The sequence below is a fragment of the Klebsiella sp. R390 genome (assembly GCF_051131745.1).
Classification (GTDB): domain Bacteria; phylum Pseudomonadota; class Gammaproteobacteria; order Enterobacterales; family Enterobacteriaceae; genus Klebsiella.
In genome coordinates this window covers 4,104,740-4,123,478 of record NZ_CP180445.1, presented here as the reverse complement: position 1 = coordinate 4,123,478, position 18,739 = coordinate 4,104,740, and the positions used below count along the sequence as shown (strand labels likewise).

General features: G+C 51.0%; 23 protein-coding genes and 3 pseudogenes. 21 read left to right on the top strand and 5 right to left on the bottom strand.

The features are described from left to right. Nucleotides 1-26 precede the first annotated feature (26 nt). Both aspT and ACMYSP_RS19420 read left to right on the top strand, forming a co-directional pair. A complete protein-coding gene (gene aspT, locus ACMYSP_RS19425) occupies nt 27-1,712 on the top strand; it encodes an aspartate-alanine antiporter (protein ID WP_434583662.1) in 1,686 nt (561 codons plus the stop codon). Between the two features lie 84 nt (nt 1,713-1,796). Next, entirely contained in the window at nt 1,797-3,476 is a 1,680-nt protein-coding gene (locus ACMYSP_RS19420) for a bifunctional aspartate transaminase/aspartate 4-decarboxylase (RefSeq protein ID WP_434583661.1), read from the top strand. Between the two features lie 287 nt (nt 3,477-3,763). Here the strand turns inward: ACMYSP_RS19420 and ACMYSP_RS19415 are convergent, their stop codons facing one another. After that, complete coding sequence (locus tag ACMYSP_RS19415) at nt 3,764-4,732, bottom strand: IS110 family transposase (RefSeq protein ID WP_434583660.1); 969 nt, start codon at nt 4,730-4,732, stop codon at nt 3,764-3,766. A 188-nt stretch (nt 4,733-4,920) separates the two neighbouring features. Here ACMYSP_RS19415 and ACMYSP_RS19410 point away from each other — a divergent pair. After that, nucleotides 4,921-5,834 (top strand): annotated as a pseudogene (locus ACMYSP_RS19410) (IS3 family transposase); the annotation flags it as partial. A 224-nt stretch (nt 5,835-6,058) separates the two neighbouring features. Further along, the gene (locus ACMYSP_RS19405; protein ID WP_434583659.1) at nt 6,059-7,135 is read left to right on the top strand and encodes an IS110 family transposase; all 1,077 of its coding nucleotides are present in this window, start codon (nt 6,059-6,061) and stop codon (nt 7,133-7,135) included. Between the two features lie 17 nt (nt 7,136-7,152). Here ACMYSP_RS19405 and ACMYSP_RS19400 read toward each other — a convergent pair. Together ACMYSP_RS19400 and ACMYSP_RS19395 are read right to left on the bottom strand one after the other, a co-directional pair. After that, nucleotides 7,153-7,373 (bottom strand): annotated as a pseudogene (locus ACMYSP_RS19400) (IS3 family transposase); the annotation flags it as partial. 79 nt (nt 7,374-7,452) lie between these two features. Beyond that, entirely contained in the window at nt 7,453-8,010 is a 558-nt protein-coding gene (locus ACMYSP_RS19395) for a hypothetical protein (protein ID WP_434583657.1), read from the bottom strand. Between the two features lie 66 nt (nt 8,011-8,076). On the opposite strand from ACMYSP_RS19395, the gene ACMYSP_RS19390 reads away from it, so the two are divergent. The 12 genes and pseudogenes from ACMYSP_RS19390 (at nt 8,077) to ACMYSP_RS19335 (ending at nt 14,961) form a co-directional block, all read left to right on the top strand. Then, a complete protein-coding gene (locus ACMYSP_RS19390) occupies nt 8,077-8,331 on the top strand; it encodes a hypothetical protein (protein WP_434583656.1) in 255 nt (84 codons plus the stop codon). A 241-nt stretch (nt 8,332-8,572) separates the two neighbouring features. Further along, complete coding sequence (locus ACMYSP_RS19385) at nt 8,573-9,013, top strand: GNAT family N-acetyltransferase (protein ID WP_069476558.1); 441 nt, start codon at nt 8,573-8,575, stop codon at nt 9,011-9,013. Nucleotides 9,014-10,211: 1,198 nt separating this feature from the next. Continuing rightward, nucleotides 10,212-10,523 (top strand): hypothetical protein, encoded by a 312-nt coding sequence (locus ACMYSP_RS19380; protein WP_434583655.1) that lies wholly within the window; start codon nt 10,212-10,214, stop codon nt 10,521-10,523. A 138-nt stretch (nt 10,524-10,661) separates the two neighbouring features. Beyond that, nucleotides 10,662-11,129, top strand: coding sequence for a hypothetical protein (locus ACMYSP_RS19375; RefSeq protein ID WP_434583654.1), 468 nt, complete (start codon nt 10,662-10,664; stop codon nt 11,127-11,129). 83 nt (nt 11,130-11,212) lie between these two features. Then, nucleotides 11,213-11,575, top strand: coding sequence for a hypothetical protein (locus ACMYSP_RS19370; protein ID WP_434583652.1), 363 nt, complete (start codon nt 11,213-11,215; stop codon nt 11,573-11,575). A gap of 79 nt (nt 11,576-11,654) precedes the next feature. After that, on the top strand, nt 11,655-11,867 hold the full coding sequence (locus ACMYSP_RS19365) for a hypothetical protein (RefSeq protein WP_434583651.1): 213 nt from the start codon (nt 11,655-11,657) through the stop codon (nt 11,865-11,867). 71 nt (nt 11,868-11,938) lie between these two features. Further along, nucleotides 11,939-12,217, top strand: a complete 279-nt coding sequence (locus ACMYSP_RS19360) for a DUF905 domain-containing protein (RefSeq protein WP_434583650.1) — start codon at nt 11,939-11,941, stop codon at nt 12,215-12,217. Between the two features lie 110 nt (nt 12,218-12,327). Then, nucleotides 12,328-13,146, top strand: coding sequence for a DUF932 domain-containing protein (locus ACMYSP_RS19355; protein ID WP_434583649.1), 819 nt, complete (start codon nt 12,328-12,330; stop codon nt 13,144-13,146). Nucleotides 13,147-13,371: 225 nt separating this feature from the next. After that, on the top strand, nt 13,372-13,848 hold the full coding sequence (locus ACMYSP_RS19350; protein WP_434583648.1) for an antirestriction protein: 477 nt from the start codon (nt 13,372-13,374) through the stop codon (nt 13,846-13,848). Between the two features lie 11 nt (nt 13,849-13,859). Next, nucleotides 13,860-14,339: a RadC family protein gene (gene radC, locus ACMYSP_RS19345; protein WP_434583647.1), complete on the top strand. Its 480-nt coding sequence runs from the start codon at nt 13,860-13,862 to the stop codon at nt 14,337-14,339. A gap of 11 nt (nt 14,340-14,350) precedes the next feature. Continuing rightward, nucleotides 14,351-14,570, top strand: a pseudogene (locus tag ACMYSP_RS19340) (DUF987 domain-containing protein). Nucleotides 14,571-14,601: 31 nt separating this feature from the next. After that, a complete protein-coding gene (locus ACMYSP_RS19335) occupies nt 14,602-14,961 on the top strand; it encodes a type IV toxin-antitoxin system YeeU family antitoxin (RefSeq protein ID WP_434583646.1) in 360 nt (119 codons plus the stop codon). Between the two features lie 9 nt (nt 14,962-14,970). Here ACMYSP_RS19335 and ACMYSP_RS19330 read toward each other — a convergent pair whose 3' ends face one another. Beyond that, on the bottom strand, nt 14,971-15,162 hold the full coding sequence (locus ACMYSP_RS19330) for a hypothetical protein (protein WP_434583645.1): 192 nt from the start codon (nt 15,160-15,162) through the stop codon (nt 14,971-14,973). A gap of 169 nt (nt 15,163-15,331) precedes the next feature. Between ACMYSP_RS19330 and ACMYSP_RS19325 the strand changes: the two genes are divergently transcribed. The 5 genes from ACMYSP_RS19325 (at nt 15,332) to ACMYSP_RS19305 (ending at nt 17,563) form a co-directional block, all read left to right on the top strand. Then, nucleotides 15,332-15,712 carry a TA system toxin CbtA family protein gene (locus tag ACMYSP_RS19325; RefSeq protein WP_434583644.1) on the top strand — a complete coding sequence of 127 codons (381 nt, stop codon included), beginning with the start codon at nt 15,332-15,334 and terminating at the stop codon, nt 15,710-15,712. Continuing rightward, nucleotides 15,712-16,206 carry a DUF5983 family protein gene (locus ACMYSP_RS19320; RefSeq protein ID WP_434583643.1) on the top strand — a complete coding sequence of 165 codons (495 nt, stop codon included), beginning with the start codon at nt 15,712-15,714 and terminating at the stop codon, nt 16,204-16,206. The genes ACMYSP_RS19325 and ACMYSP_RS19320 overlap by 1 nt, the downstream gene beginning before the upstream one ends. Nucleotides 16,207-16,235: 29 nt before the next feature. Further along, a complete protein-coding gene (locus tag ACMYSP_RS19315; RefSeq protein WP_434583642.1) occupies nt 16,236-16,439 on the top strand; it encodes a hypothetical protein in 204 nt (67 codons plus the stop codon). A gap of 81 nt (nt 16,440-16,520) precedes the next feature. Next, complete coding sequence (locus ACMYSP_RS19310; protein ID WP_434583641.1) at nt 16,521-17,369, top strand: DUF4942 domain-containing protein; 849 nt, start codon at nt 16,521-16,523, stop codon at nt 17,367-17,369. 11 nt (nt 17,370-17,380) lie between these two features. Next, complete coding sequence (locus tag ACMYSP_RS19305) at nt 17,381-17,563, top strand: hypothetical protein (RefSeq protein ID WP_434583640.1); 183 nt, start codon at nt 17,381-17,383, stop codon at nt 17,561-17,563. A gap of 92 nt (nt 17,564-17,655) precedes the next feature. On the opposite strand, the gene ACMYSP_RS19300 is transcribed toward ACMYSP_RS19305, so the two are convergent. Beyond that, nucleotides 17,656-18,675, bottom strand: coding sequence for a patatin-like phospholipase family protein (locus tag ACMYSP_RS19300; protein WP_434583639.1), 1,020 nt, complete (start codon nt 18,673-18,675; stop codon nt 17,656-17,658). Between the last annotated feature and the right edge of the window lie 64 nt (nt 18,676-18,739).

The window sequence follows — 18,739 nt, the reverse complement described above, 5'->3', positions numbered from 1 at the left end:
TCTCCCCATGTTACTGAGGTGGATCCATGAACTGGTTACACGATTTGTTCCACAAATCACCTGAAATTGCGTTGTTTCTCTCGATTGCCGCCGGGTATTACCTCGGCAAAATCAAGTTTGGTAAGTTTCAGTTGGGCGGTGTTGCCGGATCGCTGCTGGTCGCGGTGCTAGTCAGCCAGGTTGGGGTGCAGATCGATCCGGGCGTGAAATCGGTCATGTTTGCCCTGTTTATCTACGCTGTGGGCTATGAAAGCGGGCCAGACTTCTTTCGCTCGCTGGGCAAACAGTCGATCAAAGAGATTATTCTCGCTGCGGTGCTGGCGATCACCGGTTTGCTAACGGTGGTGGTGCTGGCGAGGATGTTTGATCTGGATAAAGGCCTGGCCGCAGGGGTCGCTGCCGGTGCGTTGACGCAATCAGCCATTATTGGTACAGCAGGTGACGCGATTACCAAACTCGGCCTCGCCGCGGATGAAGTCCAGCGCCTTCAGGGTAACGTCGCCATCGGTTACGCAGTGACGTACGTCTTTGGTTCGCTGGGTGCGATTCTGGTGTGTGTGAACTTGCTGCCAAAATTCATGGGCCGCAGTATCAAAGAAGACGCGCTGAAAGCCGAAAGTGCGATGCAGGCCGGTGTGCAGGTTTTTGGCCCGGGGCAAGAAGCCGCCGCGCCTGACCTGGTGGGTCGAATCTTCCAACTGCCTGCCAATACGTCGACCACGGTCGAAGCACTGGAACAGATTACGGAAGTGGCGATCACCATCGAACGCGTTAAGCGCGACAAACAGGTGCTTGAGCCCAGCCCGGAGATGCAGTTGCAGCCTGGCGACATCGTGCTGGTAGTCGGTAAACGCCCTGCCGTTGTTACCGCCGCCGCGCTGCTGGGTAAAGAATTGCACGACGTGGAAGGCATGGAGCTGACCATGCAGCGTCGCGATGTGGTGATCACCAACAAGTCTCTCGACAAACGGACGTTCGGCGATATTCGTGATGCCGTGGCGCGTGACGTTAAGCATGGCGTGTATGTGTCACAAATCTCCCGTCAGGGTAAAGCGCTGGGTCTGGATCCTGACACCGTCCTGTCCGTTGGTGACGTGGCGACCATTTTTGGTGCTGAACACGATGTGAAACGTGTGATCGACCAGATTGGCCATGCCATCGTTCCGAGCGCCAAAACCGATTTCGTCTATATGGGCACCGGTCTGGTAGTGGGTTTGCTGCTGGGGCTGCTGACCGCCAAAGTCGGATCTATCCCACTGACGCTGGGAAGCGGTGGCGGCGCGTTGCTCTCAGGTCTGCTGTTTGGCTGGTTCCGTTCCCGCAGACAATCCTTTGGCTACATGCCTTCCGGTGCCGTTCAGATCCTCAAAGATCTGGGTCTGGCCGCATTCGTGGTAGTGGTCGGGATCTCCTCCGGACTGCAGGCGGTACAAACCGTTGAAAGTCAGGGGATTAAAATCCTGCTGATCGGCGTCGTCGTCACCATTCTGCCGCTGGTGTTAACCATGATCTTTGGCCGTTACGTGCTCCGTTACGACAACACCGCCATCTTCGCGGGGGCATTGAGCGGCACGCGCAGCGCCAACCCGGCATTTGGTGAAATTCTCGATAAAGCGGAAAACACCATTCCTACCGTCCCGTTTGCCATCACCTATGCCCTGGCAAACGTCTTTTTAACCTTGTTAGGGCCGCTGGTTATCGCCCTGGTTTAAAAAATTTTATCTAACAGGTCGCTCTTCCCGGTATGAGCCGGGAGAGTATTCTGCGTTATCAGTAATGCATAAAGGAGTAGTGACATGAATTTTAGCGATCCGGAAAAGCTTGCGCTGTTGAGCCCCTTTGAACTAAAAGATGCCCTGATGCAACAGGCGGAACAAAGTAATCAGCTGATGTTAAACGCAGGCCGTGGTAACCCTAACTTTTTGGCTACCACCCCGCGTCATGGATTTTTCCAGTTTGGTCTGTTCGCCATGACGGAAGCGGAACGATCCTATATGTACATGGATCATGTGGGCGGGTTCCCGCAGCGCGAAGGCATCGAGGCCCGGTTTGAGCTTTTTGCGAAACAGCATGAGAGCATCCCCGGGGTGCGTTTCATCGAGGCTGCCGTCTCCTATGTACGCGACCAGATGGGGCTGAATGCCGGCGATTTCATCTATGAAATGTGCGAAGCCATTCTGGGCTGTAATTATCCGGTACCGGACCGCATGCTCAAACTGAGCGAAGTGATTGTCGGCAAATACATTCATAAAGAAATGATCGGCACCTACCCGTTTGTCGGCAATTTCGACATGTACGCGCTGGAAGGCGGCACGGCGGCAATGACCTATCTGTTTGCCAGCCTGAAAGCTAACCATGTGATTAATGAAGGCGACACCATTGCGTTGGGTATGCCTATCTTCACGCCGTATATCGAAATTCCTGAGCTCAGCGATTACAACCTGAAAACGGTCCATATCGATGCGCCGCAGTCCAATAAGTGGCAGTTTACCCACGAAGAGCTGGATAAGCTGCTGGATCCGAAGGTCAAAGCGTTCTTCCTCGTTAACCCAAGCAACCCGCCGTCAGTGAAAATTGATGACGATACGCTGCGTTACATTGCAGAAATTGTCAAAAAACGTCCTGACCTGATCATCCTGACCGATGATGTGTACGCCACCTTCGCTGATGACTTTGTTTCACTGTTTGCCATTTGTCCGTTCAACACTATCCTCGTGTACTCCTTCTCGAAATACTTCGGGGCAACCGGGTGGCGTATGGGGATTGTGGCGACCCATGAGAACAACATTATCGATGCGGCGATTGCCGCGCTGCCAGAAGCCAAGAAAAAGCAGCTTGATGCGCGCTATGCCTCGATTACCACCGCGCCGCACAGCCTCAAGTTTATTGACCGTCTGGTGGCTGACAGCCGTACCGTGGCGCTGAATCATACCGCTGGTCTCTCCACGCCGGTGCAGGCGCAGATGACGCTGTTCTCTCTGTTCTGCCTGATGGATGAGCCTGACGCCTATAAAGATGAAATGAAACGGATTGTCCTGCGCCGTAAAGAAGCGCTGTACCGGGAGCTGGGGCTGCCGATGCCTTACGATCCTAACTCCGTGCGCTACTATCATCTGCTGGATCTGGAAGAGCTCGCCGGTGAAATGTATGGCCCTGACTACGTTAAATGGATCATGGGGCAGATGAAACCAAACGAGGTTCTGTTCCGTCTGGCGCAGGAAACCGGGGTGATTTTGCTGCCGGGCAAAGGCTTTGGCACCCCGCATCCATCCTGGCGTGTGTCTCTGGCGAACCTCAATGAATATGATTATGCCAACATCGGTAAGGCCATTCGCAAACTGGCGCTGGAGTATTACGAGAAGTTTTTAACCGCGACCGGCACGAAAGCCCCGACCCCTGCGGTAAAAGCGGCAAAAACAGCAGCCGACAATACCAAAAAGGCCCCGTCAACAGCCGCTAAAAGCAAGAAGAAGTAATTGAGTATCTAAGCTGATGTTCAGCCTAAAATATTGCTCAGTTATGGGTAATGCCAGTCAGTTAAGCAACTGACTGGCTGTTTTTAAGAGCTTTTTGATACTTCCAGTACTTCCACTGAAAATGCCGGTTTTCTTCATTATCTTCAAGCAGATAAAGCTTCTTATCATACTGTAATATGAATCGCCACCGGTTTAACAGACACCTCAGAGTCATTTATGGACTGACCCCGCCCCGGTAGACGATCCTGCCCTATAGTTTAAGCATAGCAACTGTCTTTCGAGCGCGACTACGAAGCATGCTGGTGATACATCGGATCCCATGCTTCATTCTTTTTCAGCATTGCGTTCAGGATGGTCAGCAATTTTCTGATGCAGGCCGTCAGTGCAACTTTTTTGGGCTTTCCTGCGGCAACCAGGCGTGTATAGAACTCTTTTATTACTGGGTTGTGCCTCGTCCCAACCAGAGCTGACATATAGAGAGCTGTACGGACGGAAGCTCGCCCTCCGAATACTGTTCGGCGACCGCGCATCGTGCCGGAATCCCTGTTTACTGGAGCAACCCCAATAAGAGCGCTAATTTCACGTCGAGAGAGCGAACCAAGCTCAGGAACTTCAGCCAGCAATACAGCAACAGTCGCAGCCCCAACACCTTTAACTGCACTCAGTAGATCAGATAACTCACTGAAATGGTCCTTGATGTGAATCGCCATTTCACCTTCAATGCGAGCCAGCTCACCCTTCAGTGCCGAAATAATTGATTTGATGCTTTCATAACTCTGAGGATGCGAAGGATGTAATCGGTTTCGTTCGGCTGTAAGCATGATTGTTAGTTGTCTGCGCCTGACCACCATCGCTGCCAGAATCTGCCTGTGTGCATCAGGCAAGGGACGGATGTATTTTTCCCGTTCCGGGTGCTGGTTAATCACTTCAGACATCTGAAGCAATACTCTGGCATCAATACGATCCGTCTTCGCAAGATAGCCCATTGCACGGGCAAAATCTCGAGCCTGACGGGGGTTAATGACAACAACGTCAAAGCCTTCTGATTGAAGATGGCAAGCTACACCTGACTCCAGCCCTCCTGTTGCTTCCATGAGGATCAATCTTGTCTCATTTCGCTTTAATTCTCCGATAACTTGAGTAAAACCGTCACTTCCATTTGGTACAGTGAACTGGCTGGTATTATTGCTGATTGCAATATCCAGAGTACCTTTTGAAACATCTATACCTGCACAACGTTGATTTGACACGCTCATCTATACCCCTCCTTGCAAATACGATTTGAAGTTCGGACAACTGTTCGGGCTTCAGATGAACGGCTCAGCCTGTGCGTCAATCGCTATGCTACGGGTTTCAATAACCCCGGGAGGAATCGGACTACACAGACCTTGCCAAATCTAAGCCAGTTCATAGTAATCCACTTTCGAGATACAAGGAGGAGCGTATGGGCACACCACGATTTACACCTGAATTTAAGGAAGAAGCCGTCCGTCAGATAACGGAACGCGGTTATTCCGTCGCCGAAGTTTCTGACCGGCTGGGCGTTTCAGCACACAGTCTCTATAAGTGGTTACGGGCTATTAAACCCGATAACAGCGAGCAGCATGCCCGTGATTTACTGGAAGCGAAAAGCGAGATCCTGAAGCTCAGGGCCCAACTGAAGCGCACTGAGGAAGAACGGGACATACTGAAAAAGGCCGCGCGGTACTTTGCAAGGGAGCCCGACTGAAGTACCGCTTTATCAATGAGCACCGCACTGTATGGGGTGTCATGACGATGTGTCGGGTGTTGTGCGTTGCCCGGGCCGGGTTTTATGCGTGGCTGCATAACCCGGTCTCCGCGCGGGATAAAGATAACCAGCGTCTGCTGACGCTTATCCGTGACTCCTATTCACTGAGCGGAGGTGTATACGGTTACCGCCGGGTTCATGGCGACCTGAACGAAATCGGGGAAATCTGCGGTAAAAACCGGGTGGGCCGTATTATGCAACTGAACCGGATTAAAGCCGTGCGCGGCTATAAAGCGCCGCGTCGTATCGCTGGCAGACCTTCAGTGGTTGCGCCTAATCGTGTGCAGCGGCAGTTTACCGTTGTCCGGGCCAATCAGGTCTGGGTCACCGATATTACTTATATCCGCACCTGGCAGGGCTGGCTGTATCTGGCGGTGGTTATCGATCTCTTCGCCCGTAACGTGGTTGGCTGGTCGATGAAGCCCACTCTCTCTCGCGAACTCGCGCTGGACGCTCTGATGATGGCCGTGTGGCGTCGAAAACCGGACGGCGAGGTTATCGTACATAGCGATAGTAATAATACCGGTGTCAGTCTTTACCACCACTCAGTTTGCCGTTTAACCCGATTGGTGTGATTACTGATGCAGTGAAGACCTTCCCGCATCCTGACTCACACAGCGATCGACCTTTTGTGTCCTGCCCTGGACCCGTCGGTTGCCGGAAGTGCCTTCATGCGAGGCATCTCCTCACCGGTGCGCGTGACTCAAGAAGGGCCTGACGGCTTGTCTCGTTACTGTCCTGTCCGGGTTATCTGTCTGGAGATTCAACTCTGTTTCCTCACAGGAGCTCTGTCATGGCTGATAAAGTTACCGAAGCTGCCGTTGTGGGTGGCGTGGACACACATAAAGATCTGCACGTTGCCGCTGTCGTTGATCAGAACAATAAAGTCCTAGGGACCCAGTATTTCGCCACAACACGACAAGGTTACCGGCAGATGCTGGCATGGATGACCTCATTTGGGGCATTAAAGCGAATTGGTGTTGAGTGTACAGGCACCTATGGATCAGGTCTGCTTCGCTATTTGCAGAATGCCGGGTTAGAAGTTCTTGAAGTGACCGCTCCAGACCGAATGGAACGACGCAAACGGGGTAAAAGTGACACGATTGATGCTGAGTGTGCTGCTCATGCCGCATTCTCGGGAATAAGAACCGTCACACCCAAAACGCGCAATGGCATGATTGAGTCTCTTCGGGTGTTAAAAACTTGCCGCAAAACAGCGATATCGGCCCAAAGAGTTGCTCTACAGATTATACATTCCAATATTATCTCTGCACCGGATGAATTACGTGAACAGCTCAGAAATATGACTCGCATGCAGCTCATCAGGACTCTGGGATCCTGGAGACCTGATGCCAGTGAATACCGCAATGTTACCAACGTTTATCGCATTTCATTAAAGTCCCTTGCCCGACGCTATCTCGAGTTACATGACGAAATCGCTGATCTGGATGTCATGATTGCGGCAATTGTCGATGAACTGGCACCTGAACTGATTAAACGTAATGCTATTGGATACGAAAGCGCTTCGCAGTTGCTGATCACTGCCGGAGACAATCCCCAACGGTTAAGATCCGAATCAGGTTTTGCAGCACTGTGTGGTGTCAGCCCGGTTCCTGTCTCTTCTGGAAAAACGAATCGTTATCGACTTAATCGGGGTGGAGATCGTGCTGCAAATAGTGCACTTCACATCATCGCTATCGGACGTTTACGAACTGATGCAAAAACAAAGGAATATGTTGCCAGACGAGTAGCCGAGGGGCATACAAAAATGGAAGCAATCCGATGCCTGAAGCGCTATATCTCACGTGAAGTCTATTCGCTACTGCGTAATCAAAACAGGCAGGTCAACAGTATTCCGATAACGGCTTGACTCTTAGAAGGGCGTCAGTAAATGCGGTGAACGCGTTTATGGTTCCAGGAGTTACCCTGCCTACACAGCAACTGAACTGCTTCTTAAAACCATACCGCGGGTAGCACCCGGCCAGCTCAGTCAGCACCTGGAGCAACGGATCATCACACCGCTTATCCGGCTGGTAACGAAACAACGTTCTGCACAACAATAACGTCCTGCTGGCCTGTCTGATACTCATGGTAAATTCGGTAGTTATCTTTTACGCTGACAGATAAATCCAGCTTTCGCTAATAGCAAAGGGCTGGACAACGTGCTCCAGCCCTGCTCTACAGCCTTCAGCTTTCTTCTTCGAACAAACGCTCTACTCTGCTACCAGCCCGACGGGCAGTCACCGGCAGGATATCAAGCTTACTGACATAGCCATCAGGATCGAGGCCACGATTAACCTCTTTGGCCCGCTGTAAAATAGTCTCGTCCCAGTACAGACGTTTGCGATGATCGCCTTGGGTGGTGAGAATACATTCTACACCAGCCCCCACTGCACGGTAGCGGCGCCAGCTGTTGGCTGGAATCGATACGACTGAACGTTCCGGGGCAATGACGCTCACCTCTTCCCCCGCCTGATTCCAGGTGATCTCCAGCGTGCCTTTAAAGACCATAAGCACCTGAATGTCCGGACACAAATGACGCCCTAACTGATGCTCAGCCTGAATGCGCAGCCACTCCACTGAGAATCCGTGCGGCTGAATGATTGGCGGCACGCTGTGGCGATCCTGAGAAATGCCAAAGCCAATGACCGGCGCAATTTCCCCGCCGTGACCCGGCAGTACTGCATCCAGCAACCCTTCGGACGACCATTGTCGCTCGTCGCCGGTCACGGCCCGCTGGCGCATCTCCTCCACAGAATAGATGTCCTGCTGTTGGTATTTAACAGCACCAGTAATGAAGAATTTAAAGTCATGCTGTTTACGCGATTTATAGTAACAGGCCTGAATAAACATCAGCTGGCCGGGCTTTGTCATCAGCTGGGCGAAGATGAATTGAGGAATGTATTCATCAATCGAACCCAGGCAACAATTGCTGTTGCAAACAGAGAACGCGTGATATCAATTCTTGAGCATCTGCAGGCAGTACGCATCATCAGAGGTTTCCAGGAGCGTAAGGGGGGGAAATTATCCGTCTTTATCGAACCCGATCTGGAGGATGAAGATTAGTGATTCAGCTTTTTCGGGCTGGAACCGGCAGGTCTCTGCTTGTCTTTGTTAATCTGTTAACGATTTTTGATTGCCTATATACATGTTAAATTCATTCAGCAATATGTTGCTGAACAGTCCGCTCCTGGCACGGAGTGAAAAGTTAACTGAGCTGAAGGTCCGCTGCGAGCGACTATCTGTCTTGGCTACTTTAGCGAAATTTGGATATTTTTACTCAACTCTTCTGCAGAAGGTAATGGCAATGACCTTAATTAGGGCACCCGAATTAAAAGATATACCGTCTTTGAACAAACTTTTTTTACAATTGGGCTATCAGACAGATGCTGAACGCTTAAAACAACATATTAATCAGACGAATACCAATCTTAGTATCCTGGTTGCTGAATCAGAAAAGGAACTCTATGGGGTTATTGTGGTGAATTTTATCACGCCTGTTCATGAAGACGGCTTATGGGCATTAATTTCAGCTCTGGTCATAGATGAATCGTCGCGAGGGGCAGGAATCGGTCGGAAACTTCTCATCGCCGCTGAGAGAATCGCCCTGGATAAGGGATGTTCTCAGATTGAGCTTTCAAGCAGTGAAAGAAGAGTCAGAGCGCACAAGTTTTATGAAAGCAACGGTTATAAGGAAGTGAGAAAACGTCTTGTTAAACTCCTCGCTAACATGCCCATTGCTAACTAATTCCCCATCAGGTTTGCAACGTCCGCTTCTGGCACACAGAGGACTGTCAGATTGGGTCCGGCTCTGTGTCAGAGCAAATCCGAACTAATACACATAATTATACTTTTCCCCTAGGCCTCCCTGGCTTTCCCCCTTTCAGTAAAAGACATTCGCCACGCCCAAATGTCCTCGCCCCCTCAGGTAGACTCAAACGCACAGCGGTATCAACTTTAGCAAGATAACTGATAACCTTCTGTAACACCTTACGCTTCTCCAGGTCTGTGTAATGAATGTCACCGATACCTGACTGAGCGTAAGCACTAACACCTGCATTGCAGTTAAAATACAGCCCCTGACCGGCTGTGATTTCCCTTTTCCCAGCGGGTTTTAGCAAAAGGAGAAGTGGACATCCCCTACATCTGAAAAATAAAAACTGACAAAAACCGCAATCCATATAAAAACAGAAGAAAGTGTAAATGAAAATCGAATAATATGAGTAATAAAAGAAATTTTATCTTATCAATAAGTCATATTTCCGTCTGTGAAAATCCGGTCATGTATTCATTTTGCGCCCCCTCTGCCTGAGAATTGCCTTAAACATTCAAATTTATTTCAAACCCATATCACCATACAGAACAGATAAACAGGGTTCTTCTTTTGCACCTGGCGCAGGTCATTTTTAAAAGTTGCCTCCAGCCTGGTGAATCGATCTGCTAAAACGATCGAATGCAATATATTGATAGCCATAAACAATCAAAATACAACCATTGATCACTTAAATCTATAGATTATAGCGATCAATTCTTCAGTTTCGATCGGTAATAACCATTTTACTCCCCTCAAAATGCCTCCTATTTTAAGGGGTTTCAGGGAAGGGGATGGTCTTAAACCGCCATCCGCCCTCCCCCTTCTGACTCGTAAGGACACAATAATGCCCCCCTTCCATAAGGAGCGCTTCGCTCCGTTACTTCCTGGCCTCCTGCTTGCGGCTTTCATCCTCAACGGCTGTGGCGATAAAAATGAACGTGAATTTATCCGCGGCTGTAAATCCGGTGGTGGAACCACCGCTATCTGCGGCTGTGTTTACGATGACCTTAAAACGAAATACATACACGGAGAGCTGGAGAAAATGAACCAGCAACCTGGCTATATCCCGCCAGACTTTATGAACAACATGCTGAATGCAACCAGACAGTGCAGAAAATAAGGTAAATGTTTAATGGCTCTCATTATTAAGTACTTCATTATTGCTTTCATTATTGCGCTGGTCGTGGTGCTGTTTAACGTTTTTGGCGCCACTGGCGAAATTCGTAGCTTTAGGCAGGAAATGGGCTATCTGTTCTGGATGACGCTGGGTCCTGGAGCCGGTATGACCGTCGGTGCAGCTCTTCGACAATGGCTGATGCCGGATGCGGTATACACCAGTGAAGGCATGACGGGCCTTCTGAAAGCACGCCTGTTCTGGCTGGTCGGCCCCCAGAGCCTCGGCTGGTTGGCCGGGCTGACGGTGGTAGGAAAACAGCTGATGTAAACCGGTTCTCTCTGCCACCTCACCAGGGAGAAGCCCTTATCTGATGCAGGCCTCCTCTTTTGACTTTTCGCGGCAGCCGGGACTGTTCTCTCTCCGGTTGGGCCGCTCTTTTGACCATTCACACAAAGGAAACACATCATGAATATGAAGAAAACAGGGCTGATGGCTCTCAGCCTGGTTGCGTTGCTCCCCGTCACTTCACATGCTTTCGGTAACCCGGATGCCTGGACCCGGGGCTGGGGTCAGGGGGTATCGGAATTTATCATCACCGGGAAAGGGCAGTCACAGCTGCTGTTGTCCTGTGAGGACGAGGGCTCCCGGGCAGCCACCATCACCCTGACTGATGCACGTGGACGTCAGGTCAGTATGGATACGGATACTGAACTGCAGGTAAAAATCGACCAGCAGGAGGCCGTCGATATCAGTGATTCAGGTAGCCGGGTGGGTGAGAACAATCTCGATTTTGCCTGGGGTCAGTTACGCCAGGGTAAACAGGTGACGGTCACCGGAACCGGTGTTACTCCCGCCACCTTCACGCTGAAGGGCGCCCGCGAGATACTGCCGGCATTCGGCACGCACGGCTGCGTCTCTGCCGCATCGGTCTGACCGTCAGCAGGTACCGGTCGCACCGGTACTCCAGGTATACCCGGCATATCTTCTTCCACCCCCGCTCACGTTAAGGAACCGCGATGAAATTCCCTCTGTCTCTACTGCCTGCTCTGCTGTATTGCTCTGTCCCGGCAATAGCAGCGCAACAACCTCTCCCCGTCAAAGTCGAAACCAGCAACAATGTCCACCCGGCAGGCACCCGCTACGCCACCGTGGTCGTGACCGCACGGGATGACACCGTGACCGTCAAAAACATCGACGTCAACCGGGGTCACTGTCGCATTAATAATCAGAAATACCTGTATTCCAGTAAAAAGGACACCATTTTGCCCGCCACCCTGCAGTACGGTGAGTCAGTCAAGGTGAGTTTTTATAATAACTGCGTGGCCTCCGAGGTGGTGGTCACCACGGACAAAGGCGCCTGGCGCATCACCTACGACTGAACCCTGTCCGCACGTTCCTGAATTTCCCTTTATTCCTCTCCATCACGGGCAGCCCTGGCGCTGCCCGGAGGTTCGTTTTATGACCATTCTGAACATGCTGATATCCGCGCTGGGACAGGCCCTGTCCTGGTGGGGCAGTCACCGGGCCCGGCAGTTTATCGAACGCTGTTTTCGTCAGGCCGGTTATGACGATGATGCTCTGGATAATGCCCGGGAAGCGGTGACCCTGCTGATCACGGCTCTTATGGCCGCTCTGATGACACAGATACTCCGGTTACTGGGACGCACCTGACACCGGTACCACCTGATAATGCCTTATCCCGCCGGATGGGATACTTTCTTTCCCGCAACACTGGTTCTGATATGCAACACACTGACGACATACCATTTCCACCCGGTCCGTTCACCCGGACACAGGCAGACTCCATTGCAGCAAAGTACACCAACGTAACCATTGAAGATGACCAGGGCACCCACTTTCGTCTGGCTATCCGCGATACTGACGGCATGCTTATCTGGCGGGACTGGAACTTTGCCCCGGAGGCCGGGATGATGCTCAACCGCTATATTGCCAGCCATGGTATCCCGGTGGCACCCGTTGCTGCTGACGACAATGCATGCTCGACCCCACGACAGCAATAACGACAACAATCGTTACTTCCATCTCATAACCACACAGACCACCGGGCCATGCTTCCTTTCGGGAGTGTGGTCTTTTTGCTTTTATGCCGTTTAATCAAGGAGTTTTTATTATGCAATTAGCCAGCCGCTTTGGCCGAATCAACCAGATCCGCCGCGACCGTCCGCTGACCCACAATGAGCTGATGATCCATGTTCCCAGCGTCTTCAGCGAGGACAAACACGCATCCCGCAGCGAACGCTACACCCATATTCCCACCATCACTCTGCTTGAGAACCTTAAACAGGAAGGTTTTGAGCCCTTTTTCGCCTGTCAGACCCGTGTCAGAGACCAGAGCCGTCGTGAACATACCAGACACATGGTGCACCTGCGACGCGCAGGGCAGATAGCCGACAAACAGGTACCGGAGATAATCCTGCTCAACAGTCATGACGGCAGCTCAAGCTACCAGATGTTGCCGGGATTATTCCGCGCAGTCTGCGCCAACGGTCTGGTCTGCGGACAGTCATTTGGCGAAGTCAGGGTGCCGCATAAGGGCGATGTGGTGGGAAAAGTCATTGAGGGGGCTTACGAAGTGCTGGAGATTTTTGACCGGATGGAAGAGAAGCGTGACGCCATGCAGCCACTGGTCTTGCCGCCACCGGCACAACAGGCGTTTGCGAAAGCAGCGCTGACGTATCGCTTCGGTGAAGAACACCAGCCGGTAACAGAAACACAGATTCTGTCTCCACGCCGCTGGCAGGACGAAAGCGGTGACCTGTGGACCACCTACCAGCGTATTCAGGAGAATCTGATTAAAGGTGGTCTGCCAGGCAGAACAACGCTGGGCAAGCGGGCTCGCACCCGTGCAGTTAAAGGCATCGACGGTGATATCAGGCTGAACCGTGCGTTGTGGGTAATGGCAGAAGAACTGCAGCAGACACTGAGCTAAAAAACTCCCGCCTTCATTGCCATTGTCGAATTCAACGAGGCGGGCCAGGCATGCAATAACAATCGTCACCAGTCTCGGCTGGTCTCCCCCTGATATTTACAAAGCATGCCACCACGAACCATTACAAAGAGTAGGTATACCTCCTCTCCGGTGGAGTTACTTTTTTACTGCCTGCTTTCCTCCGCCTTACCCATCCTGATAAATCTATTTCAAAAGGTACCAATAATGACCCGTGATACATTACCACTTTTCTCCCCTGTTGCAGACGTTCCGGTTACGGACCCGAACCATATTACGACCACGCTGGTTGCCGATGAAAACCGCTCTGATTTCTGGCCACAGAACTTTGGCTCCATCCCGCAGTGGATAACCCTGGAGCCACATATCTTCGCCTGGATGGATCGTCTATGCACTGATTACAGCGGTGGTATCTGGCGTTTTTATACGCTCAGCAACGGTGGTGCGTTTATGGCGCCAGAAACCGACGACGACAACGATGAAAAATGGATGTTGTTTAACAGCATGAACGGTAACGGTGCTGAGATGAGCGCAAACGCTGCCGGGGTTGCGGTCTGTCTCATCGCTTACAGCCATCATGCCTGTCGCACCGAATACTATGCCATGTCAGAGCACTACTACCGTCTGAGGGACTACGCAATCAGGCACGCGGAATGTCACGCCATCATGTGCATTATTGACTGAGGTAAGCCGTTATGGAACAACAACTCCCGCTGTTTGCCCGCGAATTAGCCCCTGCCGACCAGCAAACCATCCGGGAAGCACTCACCCTGCTGGAGCGTCAGTTACGCGAACCCGGGGCGTCATTTACTTCCAGCAATGCCGTCCGCGACTGGCTGCGCCTGCAGCTTACCACACAGGAGCGCGAAGTATTTACTGCACTCTTCCTCGATAACCAGAACCGCCTGATTGCGCACGAAACGTTGTTCTCCGGCACCATCAACCATACGCAGGTCCATCCACGGGAGGTGGTGAAGAGTGCACTGAAACATAACGCTGCCGCCATTCTCGTGGCGCACTGCCACCCATCCGGGCGGGCTGAGCCCAGCGACGCAGACAGACGAATCACCGAACGTCTGAAACAGGCGCTGGACCTGGTTGATATCCGCCTGCTGGACCATCTGGTGGTTGGCGGGATGGATATTGTCTCTTTTGCCGAACGCGGCTGGCTGTAAGGGGAATAGTGATGAAAATCATCAGTAAACGCCAGGCAATGACGATACCGCCAGCATCCTCATTCCCGTCTGTTTCGCTTCTGTACCGAGAAATACAAGTGGTCCGGCAGCATCTGCCACTATGCCGGTCGGGAGGTACCGGATATCGCCGGTATACTGGCCGTATTCGCTGAACGCCATCAGGACCTCAACGGGCCCTATGTGGTGCTGCGCAGCGTCACCCTCAATTAATCGTCATATCCCGTAATTCAGGAGTACTTAAATGAAATCTGACACTACATCCGGTACACCGGAGGCCAGCCTCTGCCCGCAATGGGGACTCAGACGCCAGATTGTGCCGCAGTTCGGGGCCCGTCTGGTTCAGGAAGGCAACCGGCTGCATTATCTTGCTGACCGTGCCGATATCGCCGGTCAGTTCAGTGACGCTGAAGCCCGCCAGCTCGACCAGGCGTTTCCGCTCATCATGAAAAAGCTCGAACTGATGCTCACCAGCGGAGAGCTTAATCCCCACCATCAGCACTGCGTCACCCTGTACCACAACGGGTTAACCTGCGAAGCGGATACACTCGGCTCCTGCGGTTATGTTTACATTGCCATTTATCCTGCTAACGCTACTGAGTAAAGCGATGAACTAACGTTCCGTCACGTTAATTACATTATTAATCCAGCCCTTTTCCTTCGGCGTTAGCTCAAGCTTGTTAATGCGGGTCAGGAATGTATTGATTACCTGGATATCGGAGCCACTAATGCGGGCTAACAATTCGGGTGGAATACCCTTGCTAATTACTGCTTTACGGTGACTTTCGTAGTTTTTGTTGCTCATCGCTCTATCCATTTTGGTCTGTTATGCAGATGGAGAGTTTACCATGCCCAAAATGCTTCCCACACAGGACAATTGCCGGGCTATATGACCTATGGTTGCACAATACTCTCCTGCTCTCAGCCCCTACAAGCTTTCATGATTCCCCCCTGACATCTAAAGAGAAAATACCATGCAAACTCTACCTTCACTCCCGACGCGGGCAGCGCCATCCTGCCCGTCGCCCGTCAGTATCTGGCAGCAGTTACTGACCTACCTGCTGACGCAGCACTACGGCCTGACGCTTAACGACACGCCATTCAACAAGGAAAGCGTGATTCTGGACCAGCTCGAAGCCGGGATCTCACTGTGCGATGCCATTAACTCCCTGGTGGAAGAATACGGTCTGGTGCGTACTGACCGCAGCGGATTCACCCTTGCAGAGCAGTCGCCGTTTATCAGCAGCATCGATATCCTTCGCGCCCTAAGGGCCACTGGCCTGATGAAGCGTGACCGCTACAAAACCGTCACTCAGGTGACCACCGGAAAATGCCAGCGGAGAGCCGGACACTGATGAAATTCTCACTCAATGTCGAAGCCGACAGCATCAACGTGCTGACACTGAAGATGGGAAGGATCGCCGTTGAAGTGGATGGCGGTGAACTCACTGAACTCATTAACGTGGTCAGCGATAACGGCTATTCGCTGTGGATCGCTAATACCCCTGGCAAACTGATAGTGGAAGATCCGCTGCCTGAAAGTGCCAGAACGCACGGTATTCAGTGCAGTACTGCCCATATCACCCCCAAGGATAACACCATTCTGGACCAACTCTCTCTTCAGCATCACGACGGCAACAACAGCGACTGGGTATTGTACACCGGCTATGGCTATCTGCTCAGACTCAACGCTCGCAGCTTATACCCGGTACTGAAGCTGAAGCGAATGGGGTTATCAAAAGCCTGTCGTCGTCTGGTCGTTACGCTTATGCGTCGTTATTCCGCCGACATCATCCATTTTGATGCTTCAGGTGAACTGCTGCCCGACTTTGCCACCTTCGACTGGTGATGCATCTCCAGTAATCACAAGGTATTTTCATGCCACAATTAACCACTGATACCGCCCTCAATATTCTGATCGGCTGGGTGCAGGAAAACATCTGTTGTGACAGCAGCATCATCTTCGATAACAATGAAAATAACACTGATTCCGCCAGGCTTTTACCCTGGATTGAAAAGGCACTCCGGGATGTTCGTGAACTTCGTCATCTTCGGCTTTCGCAAGAGGCCAATACAGATTAGCTTCCGAACCGTACTCATCACGTACATACAAGCGCCAGCCATCACCGGCTGGCGTTTTGCTTTATATAAAGGAAATAACTGATGTCAGAACTTACTCTCACCGACCCCGAAGTGTTAACCGGCCACACCGACATAATTTGTTCCACCAGCATTGAGCGCATCGTCACCGGACGTAATGCCGCACTGACACAGATTGAAGCGCTCATTCAGCAACTCGACGATATTTCAACGCTAACCCGCAGTATCGGCGGGAAAAACGCTCTGGACTGGGCTATGAAGCAGGACTTCCGCTGTGGCTGCTGGTTGATGGAAAAAAGAGAAACGGCAATGAAGGCCATTATCCGCAACCTCGATCGTGGTATTTGGCGCGATTTAATGAAAAAGTCAGGGATGCTTTCCATCATGGATGCTCAGGCGCGTGACCAGTGGTACAACAGTCTGGAAAAGGACGATATTCCCGCTGTCAGTGAAGAGAATATTCTTAGCACGTTTGAGCAACTGCACCAGAACAAAGGCGAGGTGTTTGAACGCGGGGTGATCAACGTGTTTAAGGGTCTGAGCTGGGATTTTCAGAGCAACAGCCCATGCAAGTTTGGGAAAAAGATCATCGTGACGGGGTTGGTGAAATATGATTGTTGGGGATTTGGGCTTCACTTGGGCTGGCAACGTGATCGGTTAGCAGACCTTGAGCGCATGCTGATGCTTCTGGACGGGAAACCGGTTCCCGACAACCGTGCCGACGTCACCCGTCGTCTCGGCGATCATATCAATGAAAACAGGCACAGCAATCGTTACGAGGATGAGATGTTTGCAATCAAATACTTTCAGAAGGGAACGGCACATATCACTTTTAAGCGACCGGAACTGGTCGATAAGCTGAATGACATCATAGCCCGACATTATCCAAGGGCGTTGCCCACTAAACAGTAAGGAGCCAGATTATGGTATCATTTTCAAACACGGATGGTGCTCGCTACGATTCCGTAAATGGTCAGAGCACTGAACCATCCAATCCAATTCAAATGGACGTAAAAATTCCCGTTAAATCTTCTAGTTTTGACTTAATGCAAATGGGGGCCTTAATGGGGGCTCATGCATTAATCGAACAAATTAAATTTATTTAATATCAACATATTGAAAATCACATTCGAAGTCTGCAGGGGACACCATTTCCATTTTGGCGCCCCGCCGTCAAATCCACAAAACCCGCTCCCCTCTAGCCTTCAAACTCAAAACTCCCACTACTATTGACCAATAAACTGACAATTTCATTTAATGTTTCATCGAGCACAACTGCGTTTTGTCGCCCTGCGTTACGCAGCCGCTCTAAATTCTCGCGTGATGCATTATCTAACGCTGGATCAGCGCCGTATAGCTCGGGCTGAATTCTGTAGTACTTAGAATTTTTTACCGTTGAAGCAATTTGTTGTAAGTAGTACGCCGTCATCTGAGGCCCTCCCTCGAGCGCAATATCGATGGCAGGTTTTGCCCAGCTAAAAGGCCCCCAGTCCTTAACCTCGGAATAGGAATAGCCCTGTAGTTTTTTGCCTGTGCCAAGCGAGACAATAATCATATCTCTGATGCCAGCAACATTACTGAATTTGATGGCTTCAGAGTAGGCACAGAGCGCGGGGTCGTTTGCCACCACACCACCATCAACCAGGACAAATTTTTCAGGTAAAGGGGGTAATGAGTAAATTCGCGCTGTCTCAAAATACGTAGGAGCTGCGGAGGTACCACGTAGGACATCCCTGACCAGAAAATCGCGGTTCTTCGCTACTGCCGAATGTTGTTTGAAGATAACAGGAAGACGGGTACTTACGTCGTAAGCAACAAAACAGGTCGGCCTTAACAGTTCACTTAGCTTTGTTTCTCCAAATGCCGTTGTTAAAACTCTCTCCAGCTCTTTTGCTGAATATTTCTCATCAGTTGCACCGCCTAATGAACTAATTGTTTTCCATAGACCAACATCAAAAATTTCATCACCATCTTCAAGATAGAAATTAACAGCTTCTTGAGCCGTGAATTTTGGTTTTCCTTGAGCATCCGGGCAAACATACGCGGAGCAAAGGATGGCTCCCGTACTCGTTCCCGCCACCAAATCGAAATAATCAGCAATTCTTGCGTCTGGATTCTTTGTTATATTCTGTAGTTTTTTCTCCAGCTCGACCAATATCATACCCGGAAGGATACCTCTGATCCCACCGCCATCGATAGACAGTATTCTCATCGCCATTTTTCTTCCTCTTATGAAATACAGAATCAGACCATTTTATTTCCTTTGATTACACTCATAAATA